The 15,623-nt window shown below is 69.2% G+C and carries 15 protein-coding genes; 4 read left to right on the plus strand and 11 right to left on the minus strand.

What is annotated here, in order from left to right; all coding sequences use genetic code 11:
* Positions 1-221 precede the first annotated feature (221 nt).
* From EV648_RS22440 to EV648_RS22450, 3 genes are read right to left on the minus strand one after another with little or no spacing between them, the layout of a single operon-like run.
* The gene (locus EV648_RS22440) at positions 222-779 is read right to left on the minus strand and encodes a YqgE/AlgH family protein (RefSeq protein ID WP_132187270.1); all 558 of its coding nucleotides are present in this window, start codon (positions 777-779) and stop codon (positions 222-224) included.
* Positions 776-1,186, minus strand: a complete 411-nt coding sequence (locus EV648_RS22445; RefSeq protein ID WP_241995478.1) for a VanZ family protein — start codon at positions 1,184-1,186, stop codon at positions 776-778. The genes EV648_RS22440 and EV648_RS22445 overlap by 4 nt, the downstream gene beginning before the upstream one ends.
* Positions 1,183-2,613: an NAD-dependent malic enzyme gene (locus tag EV648_RS22450; RefSeq protein WP_132295040.1), complete on the minus strand. Its 1,431-nt coding sequence runs from the start codon at positions 2,611-2,613 to the stop codon at positions 1,183-1,185. Before EV648_RS22450 ends, EV648_RS22445 begins: the two co-directional genes overlap by 4 nt.
* A 119-nt stretch (positions 2,614-2,732) precedes the next feature.
* Between EV648_RS22450 and EV648_RS22455 the strand changes: the two genes are divergently transcribed.
* Positions 2,733-3,728 (plus strand): LacI family DNA-binding transcriptional regulator, encoded by a 996-nt coding sequence (locus tag EV648_RS22455; protein ID WP_132295043.1) that lies wholly within the window; start codon positions 2,733-2,735, stop codon positions 3,726-3,728.
* A 72-nt stretch (positions 3,729-3,800) separates the two neighbouring features.
* Here the strand turns inward: EV648_RS22455 and EV648_RS22460 are convergent, their stop codons facing one another.
* From EV648_RS22460 to EV648_RS22490, 6 genes are all read right to left on the minus strand, one after another.
* A complete protein-coding gene (locus EV648_RS22460) occupies positions 3,801-4,808 on the minus strand; it encodes a substrate-binding domain-containing protein (RefSeq protein WP_132295046.1) in 1,008 nt (335 codons plus the stop codon).
* 25 nt (positions 4,809-4,833) lie between these two features.
* Complete coding sequence (locus EV648_RS22465; protein WP_241995479.1) at positions 4,834-5,949, minus strand: ABC transporter permease; 1,116 nt, start codon at positions 5,947-5,949, stop codon at positions 4,834-4,836.
* Positions 5,946-7,520 (minus strand): sugar ABC transporter ATP-binding protein, encoded by a 1,575-nt coding sequence (locus EV648_RS22475; RefSeq protein ID WP_132295049.1) that lies wholly within the window; start codon positions 7,518-7,520, stop codon positions 5,946-5,948. Before EV648_RS22475 ends, EV648_RS22465 begins: the two co-directional genes overlap by 4 nt.
* 242 nt (positions 7,521-7,762) lie before the next feature.
* Positions 7,763-8,941 (minus strand): CaiB/BaiF CoA-transferase family protein, encoded by a 1,179-nt coding sequence (locus EV648_RS22480; protein ID WP_132295052.1) that lies wholly within the window; start codon positions 8,939-8,941, stop codon positions 7,763-7,765.
* Between the two features lie 47 nt (positions 8,942-8,988).
* Positions 8,989-9,432, minus strand: coding sequence for an SRPBCC domain-containing protein (locus EV648_RS22485; protein ID WP_132295055.1), 444 nt, complete (start codon positions 9,430-9,432; stop codon positions 8,989-8,991).
* A complete protein-coding gene (locus tag EV648_RS22490; RefSeq protein ID WP_132295058.1) occupies positions 9,429-9,845 on the minus strand; it encodes a helix-turn-helix transcriptional regulator in 417 nt (138 codons plus the stop codon). The genes EV648_RS22485 and EV648_RS22490 overlap by 4 nt, the downstream gene beginning before the upstream one ends.
* A 90-nt stretch (positions 9,846-9,935) precedes the next feature.
* Here EV648_RS22490 and EV648_RS22495 point away from each other — a divergent pair, with 90 nt between their 5' ends.
* On the plus strand, positions 9,936-10,346 hold the full coding sequence (locus EV648_RS22495) for a DUF6855 family protein (RefSeq protein WP_132295061.1): 411 nt from the start codon (positions 9,936-9,938) through the stop codon (positions 10,344-10,346).
* A gap of 83 nt (positions 10,347-10,429) precedes the next feature.
* On the opposite strand, the gene EV648_RS22500 is transcribed toward EV648_RS22495, so the two are convergent.
* Both EV648_RS22500 and EV648_RS22505 read right to left on the minus strand, forming a co-directional pair.
* Entirely contained in the window at positions 10,430-11,401 is a 972-nt protein-coding gene (locus tag EV648_RS22500; RefSeq protein WP_241995480.1) for an alpha/beta fold hydrolase, read from the minus strand.
* Positions 11,402-11,471: 70 nt separating this feature from the next.
* Entirely contained in the window at positions 11,472-13,277 is a 1,806-nt protein-coding gene (locus tag EV648_RS22505) for a hypothetical protein (RefSeq protein ID WP_132295064.1), read from the minus strand.
* A 103-nt stretch (positions 13,278-13,380) separates the two neighbouring features.
* On the opposite strand from EV648_RS22505, the gene EV648_RS22510 reads away from it, so the two are divergent.
* Both EV648_RS22510 and EV648_RS22515 read left to right on the plus strand, forming a co-directional pair.
* Positions 13,381-14,136, plus strand: coding sequence for a MerR family transcriptional regulator (locus EV648_RS22510; RefSeq protein ID WP_132295067.1), 756 nt, complete (start codon positions 13,381-13,383; stop codon positions 14,134-14,136).
* 99 nt (positions 14,137-14,235) lie between these two features.
* Positions 14,236-15,576, plus strand: coding sequence for a fibronectin type III domain-containing protein (locus EV648_RS22515; protein WP_241995481.1), 1,341 nt, complete (start codon positions 14,236-14,238; stop codon positions 15,574-15,576).
* Positions 15,577-15,623 lie beyond the last annotated feature (47 nt).

Below are 15,623 nucleotides of genomic sequence, written 5' to 3' on the forward strand. Positions count from 1 at the left end.
GTCAGACGAGCCGGGCCTGACAGCCTCGCGGCGGCCTGGGACGAGACCGCCTCGCCGTGCGGCGCGAAGTACGCGGGGCGTATCGGCGAACCACCCCGAGCCCGTCCGGCGATTGTTCGCTCCGCTGCGGCTACCCGGCATTCGCTGAGCGGCGACGGAGCAGCCGCGGGCCGGGGTTGGGTGGGAGCGAGCGGCGTAGGAGCCGCGTGGGGCAGTACCAGTTAGTTCTGCGTGGGGTCGTCTGGATACGTGGCCAGATACGCCATTTGGTCGCCTTGGCGGCGGAGGACTCGGCGCCAGAGGCTGTCGGGGTGGAGGCTGAAGACGTCGTCGGGTTCGGAGGGGACGACGTACCAGGCGCCTTCGGTGATCTCGCCTTCGAGTTGGCCGCTGCTCCAGCCCGCGTAGCCGGCGAAGATGCGCATTCGCTGGATCGCGCCTTCGAGCAGGGCGGGTGGGACGTCCAGGTCGATCAGGCCGATGCGGCCGAAGCATCCGCGCCAGCCCGGTGGGTCGGCGGACTCGATCACCTCGGCGACGGCGAGGGCGCTGTCGGTGCCTACCGGGCCGCCCATGAAGAGCACGCCCGGCTCGCTGACGGTGGTCGACCAGTCGGACAGCACCCGGTCGACCTCCAGGTCGGCGGCACGGTTGACGACCACCCCGAGTGCGCCGTCCTCGTCGTGGTCCAGCAGCAGGATCACCGAGCGGCGGAAGGGCGGCTCGTCGAGCAACGGGGTCGCCACCAGCAGCGAACCGGTCAGGGTCGAGGCCGTCATGCACCCATCATGTCGTGCCCGGCAACCTTTTGGGCCCGCAGAGCCCGAAAGCCCAGCCAGGCACCTAGCGCCAGCCCGCAGAGATCCGCGACCGTGTCCAGGGGATCCCCGCTGCGCTGCGGCAGCAGGAAATGCTGGACCAGCTCACTGACGATCGTGTTCGCGGCCAGCACCGGAAGCAACCACCGAGCCGGTACGCCGACGCGCAGGCCGAGGTAGGCGACCGAGCCGAACAGCAGCAGGTGGGCCAGCTTGTCCTCGAGCGGGAAGCTCGCCTCGGGTCCGGCCTGGTGCGGCGAGTACAGCCCGTACAGGTGGATCAGGCAGGCCAGCACGAACGCGGCCCGCCACAACCGGACCCGCCAGACTGCACGCGGGCCGGACGACTTCACAGCGGTCGTGCTCAAAGTGACGGGGAGTCGTCCGGGAACACTTCCGCCGCCGGCGCCTTGCCTCCGCAGGCGTCACGAACGGCGTGCGCGACCATCGTGTGCACCTCCGGGTGGAAGACGCTGGGCACGATGTAGTCCGCGTTCAGCTCGTCGTCGGTGACCACACCGGCCAGCGCCCGGGCGGCGGCCAGTTCCATCTCGATCGACACCGAGGAGGACTGCGCGTCCAGCAGACCGCGGAAGACGCCCGGGAAGACCAGCACGTTGTTGATCTGGTTCGGGAAGTCGCTCCGGCCGGTCGCGACCACGGCCGCGTGCTCGTGCGCCGCCGCCGGGTCGACCTCGGGATCCGGGTTGGCCAGCGCGAACACGATGGCGTCCTCGTTCATGGTGGCGATGTCGTCGCCGTTCAGGATGTTCGGTGCCGAGACGCCGATGAACACGTCGGCCCCGGACAGCGCGCCCTTCAGGTCGCCGCTGTACTTCGCGGCGTTGGTGTTCTCCGCGATCCAGCGCAGCTCCGGGGACAGCCCGTCACGCTCCAGGTGGATGACCCCCGCGATGTCGGCGACGATCGCGTCCTTGACTCCCGCGGCGGTCAGCAGCTTGAGAATCGCCGTACCGGCCGCACCAGCGCCGGACATCACCACCCGAACGTTGCTGATCTCCTTGTTGACCACCCGCAGCGCGTTGAAGAGCGCGGCCAGTACGACGACCGCCGTACCGTGCTGGTCGTCGTGGAAGACCGGGATGTCCAGTTCCTCGCGCAGCCGGGCCTCGATCTCGAAGCAGCGCGGCGCGGAGATGTCCTCCAGGTTGATGCCGGCGAACCCGGGCGCGATCGCCTTGACCACCTGGATGATCGCCTCGGTGTCCTGGGTGTCCAGGCACAGCGGCCACGCGTCGATCCCGGCGAACCGCTTGAACAGGGCAGCCTTGCCTTCCATCACCGGCAGGGCGGCCTTCGGGCCGATGTTGCCGAGCCCGAGTACCGCGGAGCCGTCCGTGACCACGGCGACGCTGTTGCGCTTGATCGTCAGCCGGCGGGCGTCGTCGGGGTTGGCCGCGATGGCCAGGCAGACCCGCGCCACCCCCGGGGTGTAGATCATCGACAGGTCGTCGCGGTTGCGGATCGGGTGCTTGGCCTCCATCGAGATCTTGCCGCCGAGGTGCATCAGGAAGGTCCGGTCGGAGACGCGGCCGATCTCGACGCCCGGTACCGCCCGCATCGCCTCGACCAGGCGGCCGGCGTGCTCGGTGTCGGCGGCCGCGCAGGTCACGTCGATGCGCAGCCGCTCGTGGCCGGAGGCCGTCACGTCGAGGGCGGTGACGAGGCCACCGGCCTGCTCGACGGCGGTCGTCAGTTTGCTCACCGTCGAGCCACCGGCGGGGACCTCGAGGCGGACGGTGATGGAGTAGGAAACGCTCGGCAAGGCAGTCACGCCCGCGATCTTCTCACGACGCCCGGACCGCCCGCAGGTTCCGTACATTGCGTTCACCCGGATCGGCTGGGTAATCCTTTACTCGCAGGCTACCCTGAGGCGTCGAAGGGAGGGCGGACGTGGCCACCATCAGTGATGTCGCGGCCCGGGCCGGGGTCTCCACGGCCACCGTCTCGCGGGCGCTGAACGGCAAGTCCACCGTCGATCGCGACCTGGCTGCCCGGGTCCGCGAGGCCGCCGAGGAGCTCGGCTACCAGCCGAACGGCCCGGCGCGGAACCTGCGGCGGCAGGAGGCCGCGGTCGTCGCGCTGATCATCTCCGACGTCGAGAACCCGTTCTTCACCGCGATCGCCCGCGGCGTCGAGGACGTCGCGCACGAGGTCGGCTACTCCGTCGTGCTGTGCAACTCCGACGAGAGCGCCGACAAGGAGAACCGCTACATCGACATCGCGATCCAGGAACGCGTCGCCGGCGTCATCCTGTCCCCCAGCGGTACGACGACCAGCGTCGAGAAGCTGACCAGCCGCGGTACTGCGTTCGTGGCGGTGGACCGGCCGCTGCCGGAGCAGGAGAGCGACGTCGTGCTGGTCGACACCAGGCTCGCCGCGAGGCAGGCAACCGCGCACCTGATTGCCCAGGGCTACGACCGGATCGGCTGTATCACCGGACCACTCGGCGTCCGTACTGCGGACGACCGGCTCGCGGGGTATCGCGACGCGCTCAAGGCCGCCCGTCTCCGCAGCACGACCAAGCTGGTACGGCGTACGGAGTACAAGGCGGCGGGGGCTCGGCGGGCGGCGCAGGATCTGCTCGACCAGGCCGAGCCGCCGGACGCGTTGCTCGTCGCGAACAGCGCGATGGCGGTGGGTGTTCTACAGGCGCTGCAGGAGCACGGGATCCGGCCGGGCAGGGATGTCGGGATGGTTGCCTTCGATGACGCGCCCTGGGCGGAACTGGTGGATCCGCCGCTCTCGGTGGTCGCCCAGCCGGCGTACGAGATCGGCACCGTGGCCGCGAGGTTGCTACTGGCAAGAATCGCCGACAACAGCCGCCCTGCCACCACTACCACCCTTGGTGCTCGCCTGATCGAACGCGGCTCCTCCCACCGCGGCTGACGACGGCTTGCGTCCGAAGAAGCGCGGAGCGGGGTCCGCACTTCTCCGGACGCCAGGGCATCGCGGGGTGGGTCAGCCGGTGGGGTTTTCTTCGGCGTAGATGGAGGCGGCGTTGGACTTGTCGATCAGGCGGGTCTGGAGGGTCTGGGTCTTCTCGATCGTGCCGCAGTCGACCAGGATCTTCTTCGCCGCGGCGATCGCTTCCTTGCCGTTGGTCGGGTAGGTGAAGGTCGCACTCAGGCGGCCCTGCTCGACGGCCTTGATGCCGCCGGACGGGATCGGCAGCGCGTCGATGCCGATGAACTTCATCTCCTTCTCCCGGCCGACCGCCTTCGCCGCCAGGTACGCGCCCTCGGCCATCGGGTCGTTGTGCGCGTAGACCACGTCGATCTTCGGGTTGGCCTTGAGCAGCGCGTCCATCTGCGCCTGGCCTTTCTCGCGCAGCCAGTCGCCGCTGGCGGTGGCGATGATCTTGATCTTCGGGTTCGGCTTGATCCCGGCCGCGAAGCCCTGGTTGCGCTCGGCCTGCGGGGTGGCGCCGGCCAGGCCCTTGATCTCGACCACGTTGCCGCCGCTCGGCAGCAGCTTCTCGGCCACGAACTTGCCGGCCGCGGTACCGATCTCGACGTTGTCGCCACCGATGAAGCCGGTGTACGCGTCACCCTCGACCTTGCGGTCCAGCACGATCACCGGGATGCCCTTGTCGAAGGCCTTCTTCACCACCGCGGTGAGCGGCTTGGCCTCGTTCGGGCTGATGATCAGCAGGTCGATCTGCTGGGTGAGGTAGTTCTCCACGTCGGCGACCTGCTTGGCGTTGTCCTGCGCCGCGTCGGCGAACTTCACATCGAACTGCGGCACGTCCTTGGCTGCCGCCTTGATGTCGTCGTCCATCCGCTGCCGGTAGGGCTCGGCGACGTTCGCCTGGCTCATCCCGATCGTGTACTTGCCGTCGGCACCCTTGCACTCCTTCGAACTGCCGGCCTGCGGCTCGGCCGAGGTTCGTTCACTGGTGGTTCCACAGCCGGCGAGTACCAGGGCGGCAACGGCCGCGGCGGCTAGCGGGGCTTTCAGGTTTCGCATGTCGAGCCTTTCTCTGGGCGGAGCGTCACGAAGCGGGACGGAGCCGTTGCAGCGCGGCCGCGGCGACGATCACGAGTCCCTTGATCAGGAGCTGGATGTTGGAGTCGATGTTGTTGAGGGCGAGGATGTTGTTCAGTACTCCGAGCAGCAGCGCGCCGGCCACCGTGCCCGCGACGGATCCCCGGCCGCCGGCCAGGCTGGTCCCGCCGATCACCACCGCGGCGATCGCGTCGAGCTCGTAGCCGATGCCGTCGTTCGGGCTGCCCTGGTTCAGCTGGACCGCGTGCACGATGCCGGCCAGCGAGGCGAGCAGCCCGCAGATCGCGAACACCGCGATCTTGACCCGGATCACGGGCACACCCGACAGACGAGCCGCCTTCTCGTTGCCGCCGACGGCGTACAGGTGTCTGGAGAAAGCGCTGACCCGGAGGAAGACGATGGCGGCGATCGCGACCACCGCGAAGATCAGCACCGGGATCGGGACCAGGCCGCCGAAGGTGCGTTCGCCCAGGATCGCGAACGAGTCCGGCGCCTCGTTCGGACCGTTGCCATAGGCGATGGCCACGCCCTGGCCGTCGGACCAGATCCGGGCTAATCCTCTGGCTATCTGCAGGCCCGCCAACGTCACGATGAAGGACTGGATCCCGATCATCGCCGTGGCCATGCCCTGCAGCGCGCCGAAGACCAGGCCGATCGCCAGCACCACGACGATCGACGGCAGGAAACCCCAGTCGTTCTCGACCATCAGTACTGCGGAGCCGACCGCGGCCAGGCCGAGCACGGCGCCGACCGAGAGATCGATGCCGCCGATCAGGATCACGAACGTCATCCCGACGGCGATGATGCCGATCTCGGAGACCGCGCGGACGACGTTGGCGAGGTTGTCCGCGCTGAGGAAGAGGATCTCGCCGTCGCGCCGGGGCGAGAAGATGATCGCCGCGATGAACACCGCGAGCAGCCCGAACACACTCTGGAACCGGAACAGCGTCGCGACCACACCACCCGAGCTCTCGGCGACCGCCGTCGGCGCCTTCGCGGCGCTCACGGCCGTCGTCGTCCCCGCCGCCGTCGGCGGGACAGCTTCCGCCTGCCGGTCGGCGTCCGCCGGTGCCGTTGCCGATTTGTCCTGAGCGTTGGTCACTGCGGTCCTCCGACCTCTTCGAACACGGCCCTGCCTTCGAATTCGGCACGGTCTCCCATAGCGGCAGCGAGCAGATCGCCTTCGCTCGAGTCGGCCGTACTGAACGACGCCACGTCGCGCCCGTCCCGCAGTACGACCACGCGGTCGCAGACACCGACCAGCTCCGGCAGCTCTGACGAAGCCAGCAGTACTCCGATGCCCTGCCCGGCCAGTTCGCCCAGCAGGCGGTAGATCTCGGACTTGGCGCCGATGTCGACGCCGCGGGTGGGCTCGTCGAGCAGCAGCAGCCGCGGTTCGGTCAGCAGCATCCGCCCGAACACGACCTTCTGCTGGTTCCCGCCCGACAGCGTCCCCACGTCGTCCTGCAGCCGGCCGAACTTCAGCCGCAGCCGATCGGCCATCCGTACCGATGCCGCGCGCTCCATCCGCCGTGCGATCACCCCGAGCCGCCCGTACGACGGGAGGCTGGAGACGACGGTGTTCGCCAGAATCGAGTGGAAGAGCACGAGCCCCGAGGTGCGCCGGTCCTCCGGGACGAACCCGATCCCCTGGCTCAATGCGTGCCGCGGACTGCGAGGCTGGATCTCCTTGCCCTGCAGGACGATTCGCCCGGAGCGTGACCCGCCCGGCGCAACGCCGTACAGGGTCTCGAGCAACTCCGTGCGGCCCGCGCCGAGCAGGCCGGCGAGGCCGACGATCTCGCCGGAGCGGACCGTCAGGGAGATGCCGTCGGGGTCGCGACGGCCGGGGCGGGGACGGCGTGGTTTGAGGACGAGGTTGTCGACGCGGAGGAGTTCGTCGCCGGCGGCCGCGTCGGGGGTGGTGAACATGGTCTGCACGGGGCGTCCGACCATCGCCTCGACCACCTCCGTGGTACTGAGCCTGCGCGGATCGAAGCTGGTCACGAACTGCCCGTTGCGCAGCACCGTCGCGCGGTCCGCGACCTGCGCGATCTCCTCCATCCGGTGCGAGATGTAGACGATGCCGACGCCGCCGCGGCGCAGTTCGCGGATCACCACGAAGAGGCGTTCGACCTCGGAGGTGGTGAGCGCGGAGGTCGGCTCGTCCATGATCAGCACGCGCGCGTCGAGCGAGATCGCCTTCGCGATGGTGACGAGTTGCTGCTCGCCGACGCGAAGCTCGCCGACCGGGCGGCGGGGGTCGAGGTCGACGCCGCTGCGTTCGAGCAGGGTGCGCGCCTCGCGTTCCATCCGGCGGCGGTCGACCGTCTTCCAGCGGGTGCGGAGCTCACGGCCGAGGAAGATGTTGTCCGCGACCGACAGCCCGGGAACCAGGTCGAGCTCCTGGTGGATCATCGCGATCCCGGCCGCCTGCGCGTCCGTCGGGCCGGCGAAGCTGACGTTCCGGCCGTTGATCTCGATCTGCCCGTCGTACTCCGTGACGTCGCCGGACAGGATCTTCATCAGCGTGCTCTTGCCGGCGCCGTTCTCCCCCAGCAAGGCGTGCACCTCGCCCGCGCCCAGGGTGAAGTCGACCTCCCGGCAGGCCTGTACACCGCCGTACCGCTTGCCGATCCGGGACATCCGGACCAGGTCGGCGACCTCGGCCATGGCACCTCCGCGATCGGGTGAGTAATCGATTTCCCGGACGCTAGACCCGAGCTCCTCAACCCGTCAACCCCTTACCCCCACCCCACCCCCAACCGTGACCCCTTCACCACCCGCGCACCCCATCGCGAGACCAGGGTCGCCGCAGCCCATCGAAGGGGTCGCGGACCGCCACCACTCACCAACCGCCGAACTGCCGCTCCAGGACCGGGCCGCCACGCGTGAGCCGAGCCCGACGGCACCGCTTACTGAGTGCCGGCGGTCCGGCCTTCGTCGAGCCAGGCTCTGACGGAGGTGTTGTGTTCGCCCAGGCGGGGTGGGGGGAGGTTGGTCCGGCGGGCGCCGGCGTGGGGGTTGTCGTCGAAGCGGAGGGGTGGGCCGGGGAGGTTGATGCGGCCGAGGGTTGGGTGGTCGACTTCGATGAGGAGGCCCTGGGAGAGGGTTTGGTCCCACTCGTAGACCTGTTGGAAGTCGCGGACCTTGCCTGAGGGGATTCCGGCCTCCGAGAGGCGAGCGAGCCAGACGTCGGCGGGAGCCCCGGCGAAGGCGGACTCGATGGCTGCGGTCAGGGCGTCGCGGTGGGCCACGCGAGAGGAGTTCGTGGCGAAGCGCTCGTCCAGGGGATCCAAGTCGACGATGGGGGCGAAAGTGCGCCACTGGCCTTCGCTGCCGACGGCGACCTGGATGATGTCGTCGGTCGTGTGGTACATCCCGTACGGCGCGATCTGCGCGTGGTGGTTCCCCACGCGTTCGGGCAGTTCACCAGCCACCGTCCACTTCGTGCCGTGGAACGCGTGCACCCCGACCACCGACGCCAGCAGACTCGTGCGCACCACGCGCCCCTTGCCGGTGATGCTCCGCTCATGGAGCGCGGCGAGCGCACCGTAAGCGCCGTACATGCCGGCCAGCAGATCAGCGATCGGTACTCCGGTCTTGGTGGGCTCGACCGCGCCGGTGATGCTCATCAGCCCGCCCTCGCCCTGGGCGATCTGGTCGTACCCCGCGCGTCCGCCCTCGGGTCCGTCGTGCCCGAACCCGGTGATCGACAGGATCACCAGACTCGGGTTGAGCTCGTGCAGCCGCTCGACGGAGAACCCGAGCCGGTCGAGCACCCCGGGCCGGAAGTTCTCGATCAGCACATCCGACTTGCGGACCAGCGCGGTCAGGAACTCCTTGCCCTCGGCCGATTTCAGGTCCGCGGTGACGGATTCCTTGTTCCGGTTGGCGGAGAGGAAGTACGTCGACTCCTGCTCGCCGTCAGGCCCGACGAACGGCGGCCCCCAGCCCCGGCTGTCGTCGCCACCGTCGGGTGACTCGACCTTGATCACCCGCGCCCCGAGGTCCCCCAGCATCATGGCGGCCTGCGGTCCCGCGAGCGCCCGGGTCAGGTCCACGACCACGACATCCGAAAGCAGATTCTGCACCTCGCCACACTAGGCGAGTGGCACCCCGATCGGCCGTGACGCGTTACTCATTCCGACGAACCAACCGCGGCGGCATACCGGGTGGTGATAGCGGACCACGCATGGCCCGTGCGTTCCCGGCGGGTGGACGCGGCCGGTTCGCCGAGCTTGTCCCAGCCGGTCTGTTCCAGTCGTACTACGGTGCCGTACGGGTGCGGGGTGAACGTGAGTTCCACCTCGGTGGCTTCGCTCGGGTCGAAGAAGAGGTGCCAGCGGAAGCGCAGGCGCCCGGGTGGTTCCCAGTCGAGGATCTCGCCCCAGAGGTGTTCGTCGCCCGCGGGTGAGGTCTCGAAGATCCGGCCGCCCGGGCGTGGTTCGAAGGTGATCGCGTCGGGGTTGCCGCTGACCGTGTGGCTCGGCGGCCACCAGGTCGCGCACCGTCCGGTCCACACGTCGAACGCGTGCGTCACCGGCGCCGCGACCTCGAACTCGACCACCAGCGGCTCGATCATGTGCCCCCTCCCCCGGACCCGCGGCGATCGACCCCGGAGCCGTGGTGATCGCGGGGTTCGGTGTTCTCGGCGACGATACGGAAGCGGGTGGACGCGGCACCCCAGACCTCGGCGAAGTAGTCGCGGATCGCTTCCACCCCGGCGGCTCTGAGTTGGTACACACGTCGAGTACCGTCCGGCTCGTCGTCGACCAGGCCGGCCTCCTTGAGCAGCCGGAGATGCCGCGACACCGCCGGGCGGCTGATCGGCAACCGCTCGGCGATCTGCTGCACCGACAACGCACCGCTCCCCAGGATCTCCACGATCGCCCGCCGGTTCGCATCCCCGAGCGCCTCCAGCGCACGCCCGCCCTCGGCCGGTACGGCGGCCCCTCCCGCACGGTCGGCCGGCGATCGACTGGCTGGCTCCGACATCGTCCCGACCCCTCTCCGACCCTGCCGAACTCGGTAACTTCGGTGTTACGGTAACCGAAGGTTGACGGACAACCAAGGGAGGGAACGGCGATGGCCTTCACCGGGTCGGGGACGAAAGAGGACCCCTGGACAGTGAGTACGCCGCCGGGCGGCTCGCAGTACCAGGTGTATCGGGACGAGACGGCGGATCCGCCGGCGTTGATGTGCCAGGTGGGGAGCACCAAGCTGAGCTACCAGTTGCGGTGCATCGACGACCTGCACGAGATGCTCAAGGGGTACGGGGACTGGATGCCGCTGGGGAACGCGGACGAGCAGAAGCCTGCCGCGCCCGGGACCGTCGAGGCTTGGGCTCGCGCCGACGACAACCCGGTCGGCGGATGGTACGGGCTCAAGAAGGGCTTCCGCGGCCGGTTCGCCAACTACGTGCCACCGGTGCTCGAGGCACTCGGTCTCGCCGAGGTCGAGCACAACGCCCGCAACAACCGCATGCGCGCGATCTAGGCCAACCCCCGCAACCCCGCGACCGCAGTACGGCGTACCTGGGAGGGGCCGGTACGGCGTGCCCAGGCCGCGGTACGGCGTACCTAGGCGGCGGCGGTACGGCGTACCAGGGAGGCGAGGCGCTGCGTCACATCCCGGGGCCGCTCCTGCATGAGCATGTGCCCGGCGCCCGGGTACATCCACAGCCGTGCCGACGGTAGTTCGTGCGCCATCCGGTTGCCGTGCCGCGGCGGCAACAGCCGGTCCCGCGTGCCGTGCATGATCTCCACCGGTATCCCGTCGAGCGCCTTCAACGCATGCCCGAGCTCATGGCGGGTGATCGCCTCGAAGAACCCGCTGAAGGACCGCCCGGGCGTGTGCGCCAGATCCGCCATCAGGATGTCCACCTCGGCCGGATCCGCCTTCTTGCCGAACACCAGTTGCCGTACTGCGGGCCGTCGCATCCGCGTCGACGCCAACTCCACCCAGGCGGCCCGTTGAGCCCGTACAGCAGCTTCGGACTGCCGAGTGGCCCGACGCAGAGCACGGCGCTCGATACGTTCGCCTGCAAGGTTCATCGCCCGCGGCGCGACCGCCGCCGCGGCACCGTCGAACCGCGCGGGCAGCCCGAACGCGCGCGAGGAGATCTGCCCGCACGACGTACTCACCAGCGCCGCACCGGCGATCCGCGAGCCGAACAACTCCGGGTGCTGGTCCGCCAGCGCCATCAAGGTCATCCCGCCCATCGAGTGGCCTGCGTAGACGACCGGCCCGTCCCCGACGACCTCGTCGAGCACGGTGACGAGATCATCGGCCAGCTGCTCGATCCGGGTGGTCCCAGCCGGTGCGGCATCGGACCGCCCGTGCCCGCGGTGGTCGTAGGCGACGACGCGTACTGCGGACGAGCCGAGCACCCGCGGCAACCCGTCGAGCTGGTGGTGCCAGCTCCGGGTCGAACACGTCCAGCCGTGCGCGAGAACCACGGTCACCGGCGCATCCGCCGACCCACTGGTCTCCACGTGCAACCGCACGCCGTCCGGAGTCACCACCCCGGCACGGTCCGCCTGAATCGTCATATCTTCCCCAGTTTGTCAGTCCACTCGCCCAGTCCACCCTCGCGCCGCTGCTGCTTGGTCCGCAAGCCGGTCACGCAATCTCCCTCGCCCGCTCCTGCGATTCCAGGTGCGCGGCACGCATCCGTCCACCGCGAGCACCTCGACCGACGAGCCAGGCGATCCCGAGGATCTCCAGCGACCCGACCACCGCCAGCAGCGCATAGCCGCCGTTCCACATCCAGCGTGGTACGTCGGTCCGCTCCTCCCGGCGCAGCACCTGCTGCTCGCCGATGAACTCGACCGTCTGCCCGTCCGAAACCTGCACGGCCGGCTTCTGGATCGCCAGGTCCTCGGGTGCGTAGACCCACATCGCGACCAGATCCCGCTGTCCCTGGTGCAGCCGGACCATCGACTTCCACTTGCCGTACATCGGCAACGGCTCGGCCGACCGGTAGATGCCGTCGGCAACCTTCATCATCCGGTGCGTCATGAACCCGCCGCCCTGCCACGACATGGCCTCGAACCAGCGCGCATCCACCGCGGCGTCGGCCGGCTGGAGCTTCACCGTCACGTACGCCGTCGGCTCGGCACCGGTGGCCACCCGATCCAGCGTGACCGTCCCGCTCACCCCGGGATCAGCCGACCGCGGTACACAGAAGAAGAGAGCCGCCAGTACTGCGACCAGCCCGATCGCGCCGAGCTGGTGAGTACGGCGTACCGACGGGGTGGCTCGAACCTCGCCCGCGACCTCGGCGTACCGGGTGGCCAGCCAGGCGCCGACCAGACCCGCGCCGATCCCGGCGACCACCCCGAAGCCCAAGGCGGACGGGATCATCGACGAGGGCCACGGGATCGGCATCCACACTGTGCTCCACCAGTACTCCGCGAGCACGCCGACGGTCCCGATCAGCGCGCCGGAGACCAGGCCCAGGCGGAAACGGTTCTTGTTGCCGAGGGCAAGCGCGACGACCTCGACGATGACGGCCTCGACGATCAGCAGCGGGAAGTGGCCGAGGATCTCCCCCAGCGGCTGGTTCACCGCCCAGGCGATACCGCCCCGGATGATCAGGTAGACGGCCAGCGCACCGAACGTCGTACCGGGACCGCGCCGGGCACGCAGCAGCGTGAACGCCAGCGCGGCGCCGAACACGATCAGGATCGGCTGCAGGATCAACGGGAACTGCGGCACGCCGTAGTTGAACTCGGTGCTGAACAGGTCCCAGGCGATCAGCAAGGCGCCGACGGCAACGATCTCCTGGAACCGGCGGCGCAGGTTGATGCCGACCAGTTGCTCGACCTCGGCGGACGCCAGCAGCCGGGCGAAGATCGACAACACCACGCCGCCGATCATCAGCAGATGCGTCGGACCCCACAGGGTGACGTCCTCGCCGAACAGCCGGTGCCACGCGTCGTCCATCGGGAACCCGACCAGTGCGAACGTGCCGCAGAACGTCACCAGCGCCGCACTGCACGGGATCCGCCAGCCCTTGGTCAGCTTGATCGTCCGGGCGGGCAGCGGCTTGCGGGCGAGCGCGATCGGCAGCACGCCGGACACGATCACGCCGAGGATGCCGAAGAAGATCGGGTAGTGCGCGGGGGTGCCGAACGGGCCGGTGTCGCGGCCCTTGTCGATGTGCACCGCGATGTCCCACCAGACCCCGAAGGCGCAGGCGAGCAGCGAGACCGCATGCAGGTACGGGGTGATCGCGGCCCATCGGGGGACTCCGTCCAGTCTCCCGATGGTGTCCGCAAGTCTCCCTACCAGCGTGGGCCTTCCGGTGCGTTCGCGCCACAGGAGCACGGCGAGTGCGAGGTACAGCAGCGAGACGAGGCCGGTGACGATCGCGATCTGGTCGAACGTCGCGGTTCCGGTCGAAGTCGCCAGCGGGACGGACATCGGCACTCCCCTCGCTAGGCCTTACAGTCAGCATGCGCCATGAATAATGTTACATAAGATATGTAACGTGGAGTCTGCAACACTGTCAAGGGTGGGAGGACAGATGCCGGCGGAGTCGGCCAGCGAGGAGTTCACGGTCGACCAGCTCGCCGCCAAGGTGGGCATGACGGTCCGCAACGTGCGCGCGTACGCCGGCCGCGGGCTGATCCCGCCGCCTCGCCTGGCCGGCCGCACCGGGTACTACGGCGCCGACCACGTGGCCAGGCTGACGCTCGTCCGCGAGCTGCTCGACAAGGGCTACACGCTGTCCGCGGTCGAGCGGATGATGAGCGAGCTCCCCGACGGCGCGCTCGCGCTGGGGGTCTTCGAGACGCTGGTCAGCCCGTGGACGCCGACCGAGCCCGAGGTGATCACCGAGCTCCAACTGGCCGAGCGCGCTGGTATCCCGCACAACGCCGCCACCATCGCCAAGCTGGTCGAGCTGGGCATCGCCGAGCGGCAGGACGACGGCCGGCTGCGGATCCCGAACCCGGATCTCCTCCGCACCGGCCTCGAGGTGATCAAGCTCGGCGTCCCGCTGGAGGCGATCTTCGAGATGCTGCCGAAGCTGTTCCACCAGGCCGACGAGGTCGCCAAGATCTACGTCGAGCTGTTCCGCGGTACGGTCTGGCGCCAGTTCGCCGACGCCCGGATGCCGGCCGACGGCTGGCCCGAGATCCAGCGCACCCTGGAGAACATCATCCCGCTGGCCGGCCAGGCCCTCGTCGCCGCTTTCCGCGAGGCGATGGGCCGCGAGATCGAGATCGCCGCCTACCAAGAACTCGGCCTTCCCCCGGACACCGCCTCCTCCACCGGCTGACCCGACACTTCAAAACGTTCAGCGGACAGTTATCGTGTGACAGCACTCAGTCACCACGCTTGATCACAAGAGCCCGTCGGCCCGCCCTGAGGACGTTTGATGAAGAAGCTGGTTCTTGCAGTCGTGACCGCTGCCGCCGTGCTCGCCGCGGCGCTGATCCCCTCCGGGCCACCGGTGGAGGCAGCCACGACGGGCTTCGCCTCGGCCGTGTCCGCGATCAAGCAGACGTCGTGGCAGACCAACGCCAGCGTGAACGCACTCGCCGTCGCCGGGAACACGGTGTACGCCGGCGGCCTGTTCACCCGGATCCGCCAGCCAGGCAAACCGGCCGGACAGGGTGAGGCGGCCCGCACTTACATCGCCGCGTTCAACCGCACCACCGGCGCGCCGACCACCTTCGCGCCGAGGCTCAACGGCGCGGTCTGGAGCATCGCGACCAGCCCGGACGGCAATTGGGTGGTGATCGGCGGCGACTTCACCACCGTCAACGGCCTGCCCCGCCAACACATCGCGATGTTCAGCGTGGCGACCGGCCGGATCGTCTCCGCCTGGGACCCGGTGGTCGGTTACCGCGTCAAGGCGCTGGCGATCTCCGGCAACCGGGTCTTCCTGGGCGGCTCCTTCGGCCGGTTGGACAACCAGGTCCGCAACCGGCTGGCCGCGGTCCGGCTGATCCAGGGCGACCTGCTGGCGTGGAACCCGGATGCCGACGACGAGGTCTACGCGATCGACGTGTCCGACGACGGCACCCGCGTCTTCGTCGGCGGTGGCTTCACCACGCTCAAGGACAACGACCACAACGCGCTGGCGATGGTGAGCACCACGACCGGCAACGCCTACTCGATGCCGGCATCCGAGGCGATCCCGGAGGCGTCGCCCGACTGCACGAGTCGGGTCAAGGACATCGACACCCTCGGCGACAAGGTCTTCGTCGCCAACGCCGGCAGCGGCATCGGCTGCTACGACGGCGTACTGGCTGCCAACGCGACGAACGGCAAGCTGGTGTGGCAGAGCAACTGCCTGGGCGCGACCGAGGCGATCAAGGCGATGGGCAACTGGCTCTACAAGGGGTCGCACGCGCACGACTGCAGCCAGGACGGCGGCTTCCCCGACAAGACCGGCATGCACCACCTGCTGGTGGAGAACGCCATCGACGGCAAGCTCGGCCCGTGGTACCCGAACACCGACGCTGGCGGCACCACGGAGGTCGGCCCGCTGGCGTTCGCGTCCGGCGGCAACGACCTCTGGGTCGGCGGCGACTTCACTCGCGTGAACGGCGTGGGGCAGCAGGGCCTCACCCGGTTCACCAACCCCCCGGGCGGTGCGCGGCCGGGTCTGCCGGTCGCGCCGAAGGCGTCCAGCAAGCGCCCCAACCAGACGACGGTCACTTTCCCTACCGTGGTCGACGTGGACAACATCTCGCTGACCTACACCCTGTAGCGGGGTACCACGAAGGTCGGTAGCTGGTCCCGCTACTCGTACTCGTG

The organism is Kribbella sp. VKM Ac-2568 (assembly GCF_004345365.1).
Lineage (GTDB): Bacteria > Actinomycetota > Actinomycetes > Propionibacteriales > Kribbellaceae > Kribbella > Kribbella orskensis.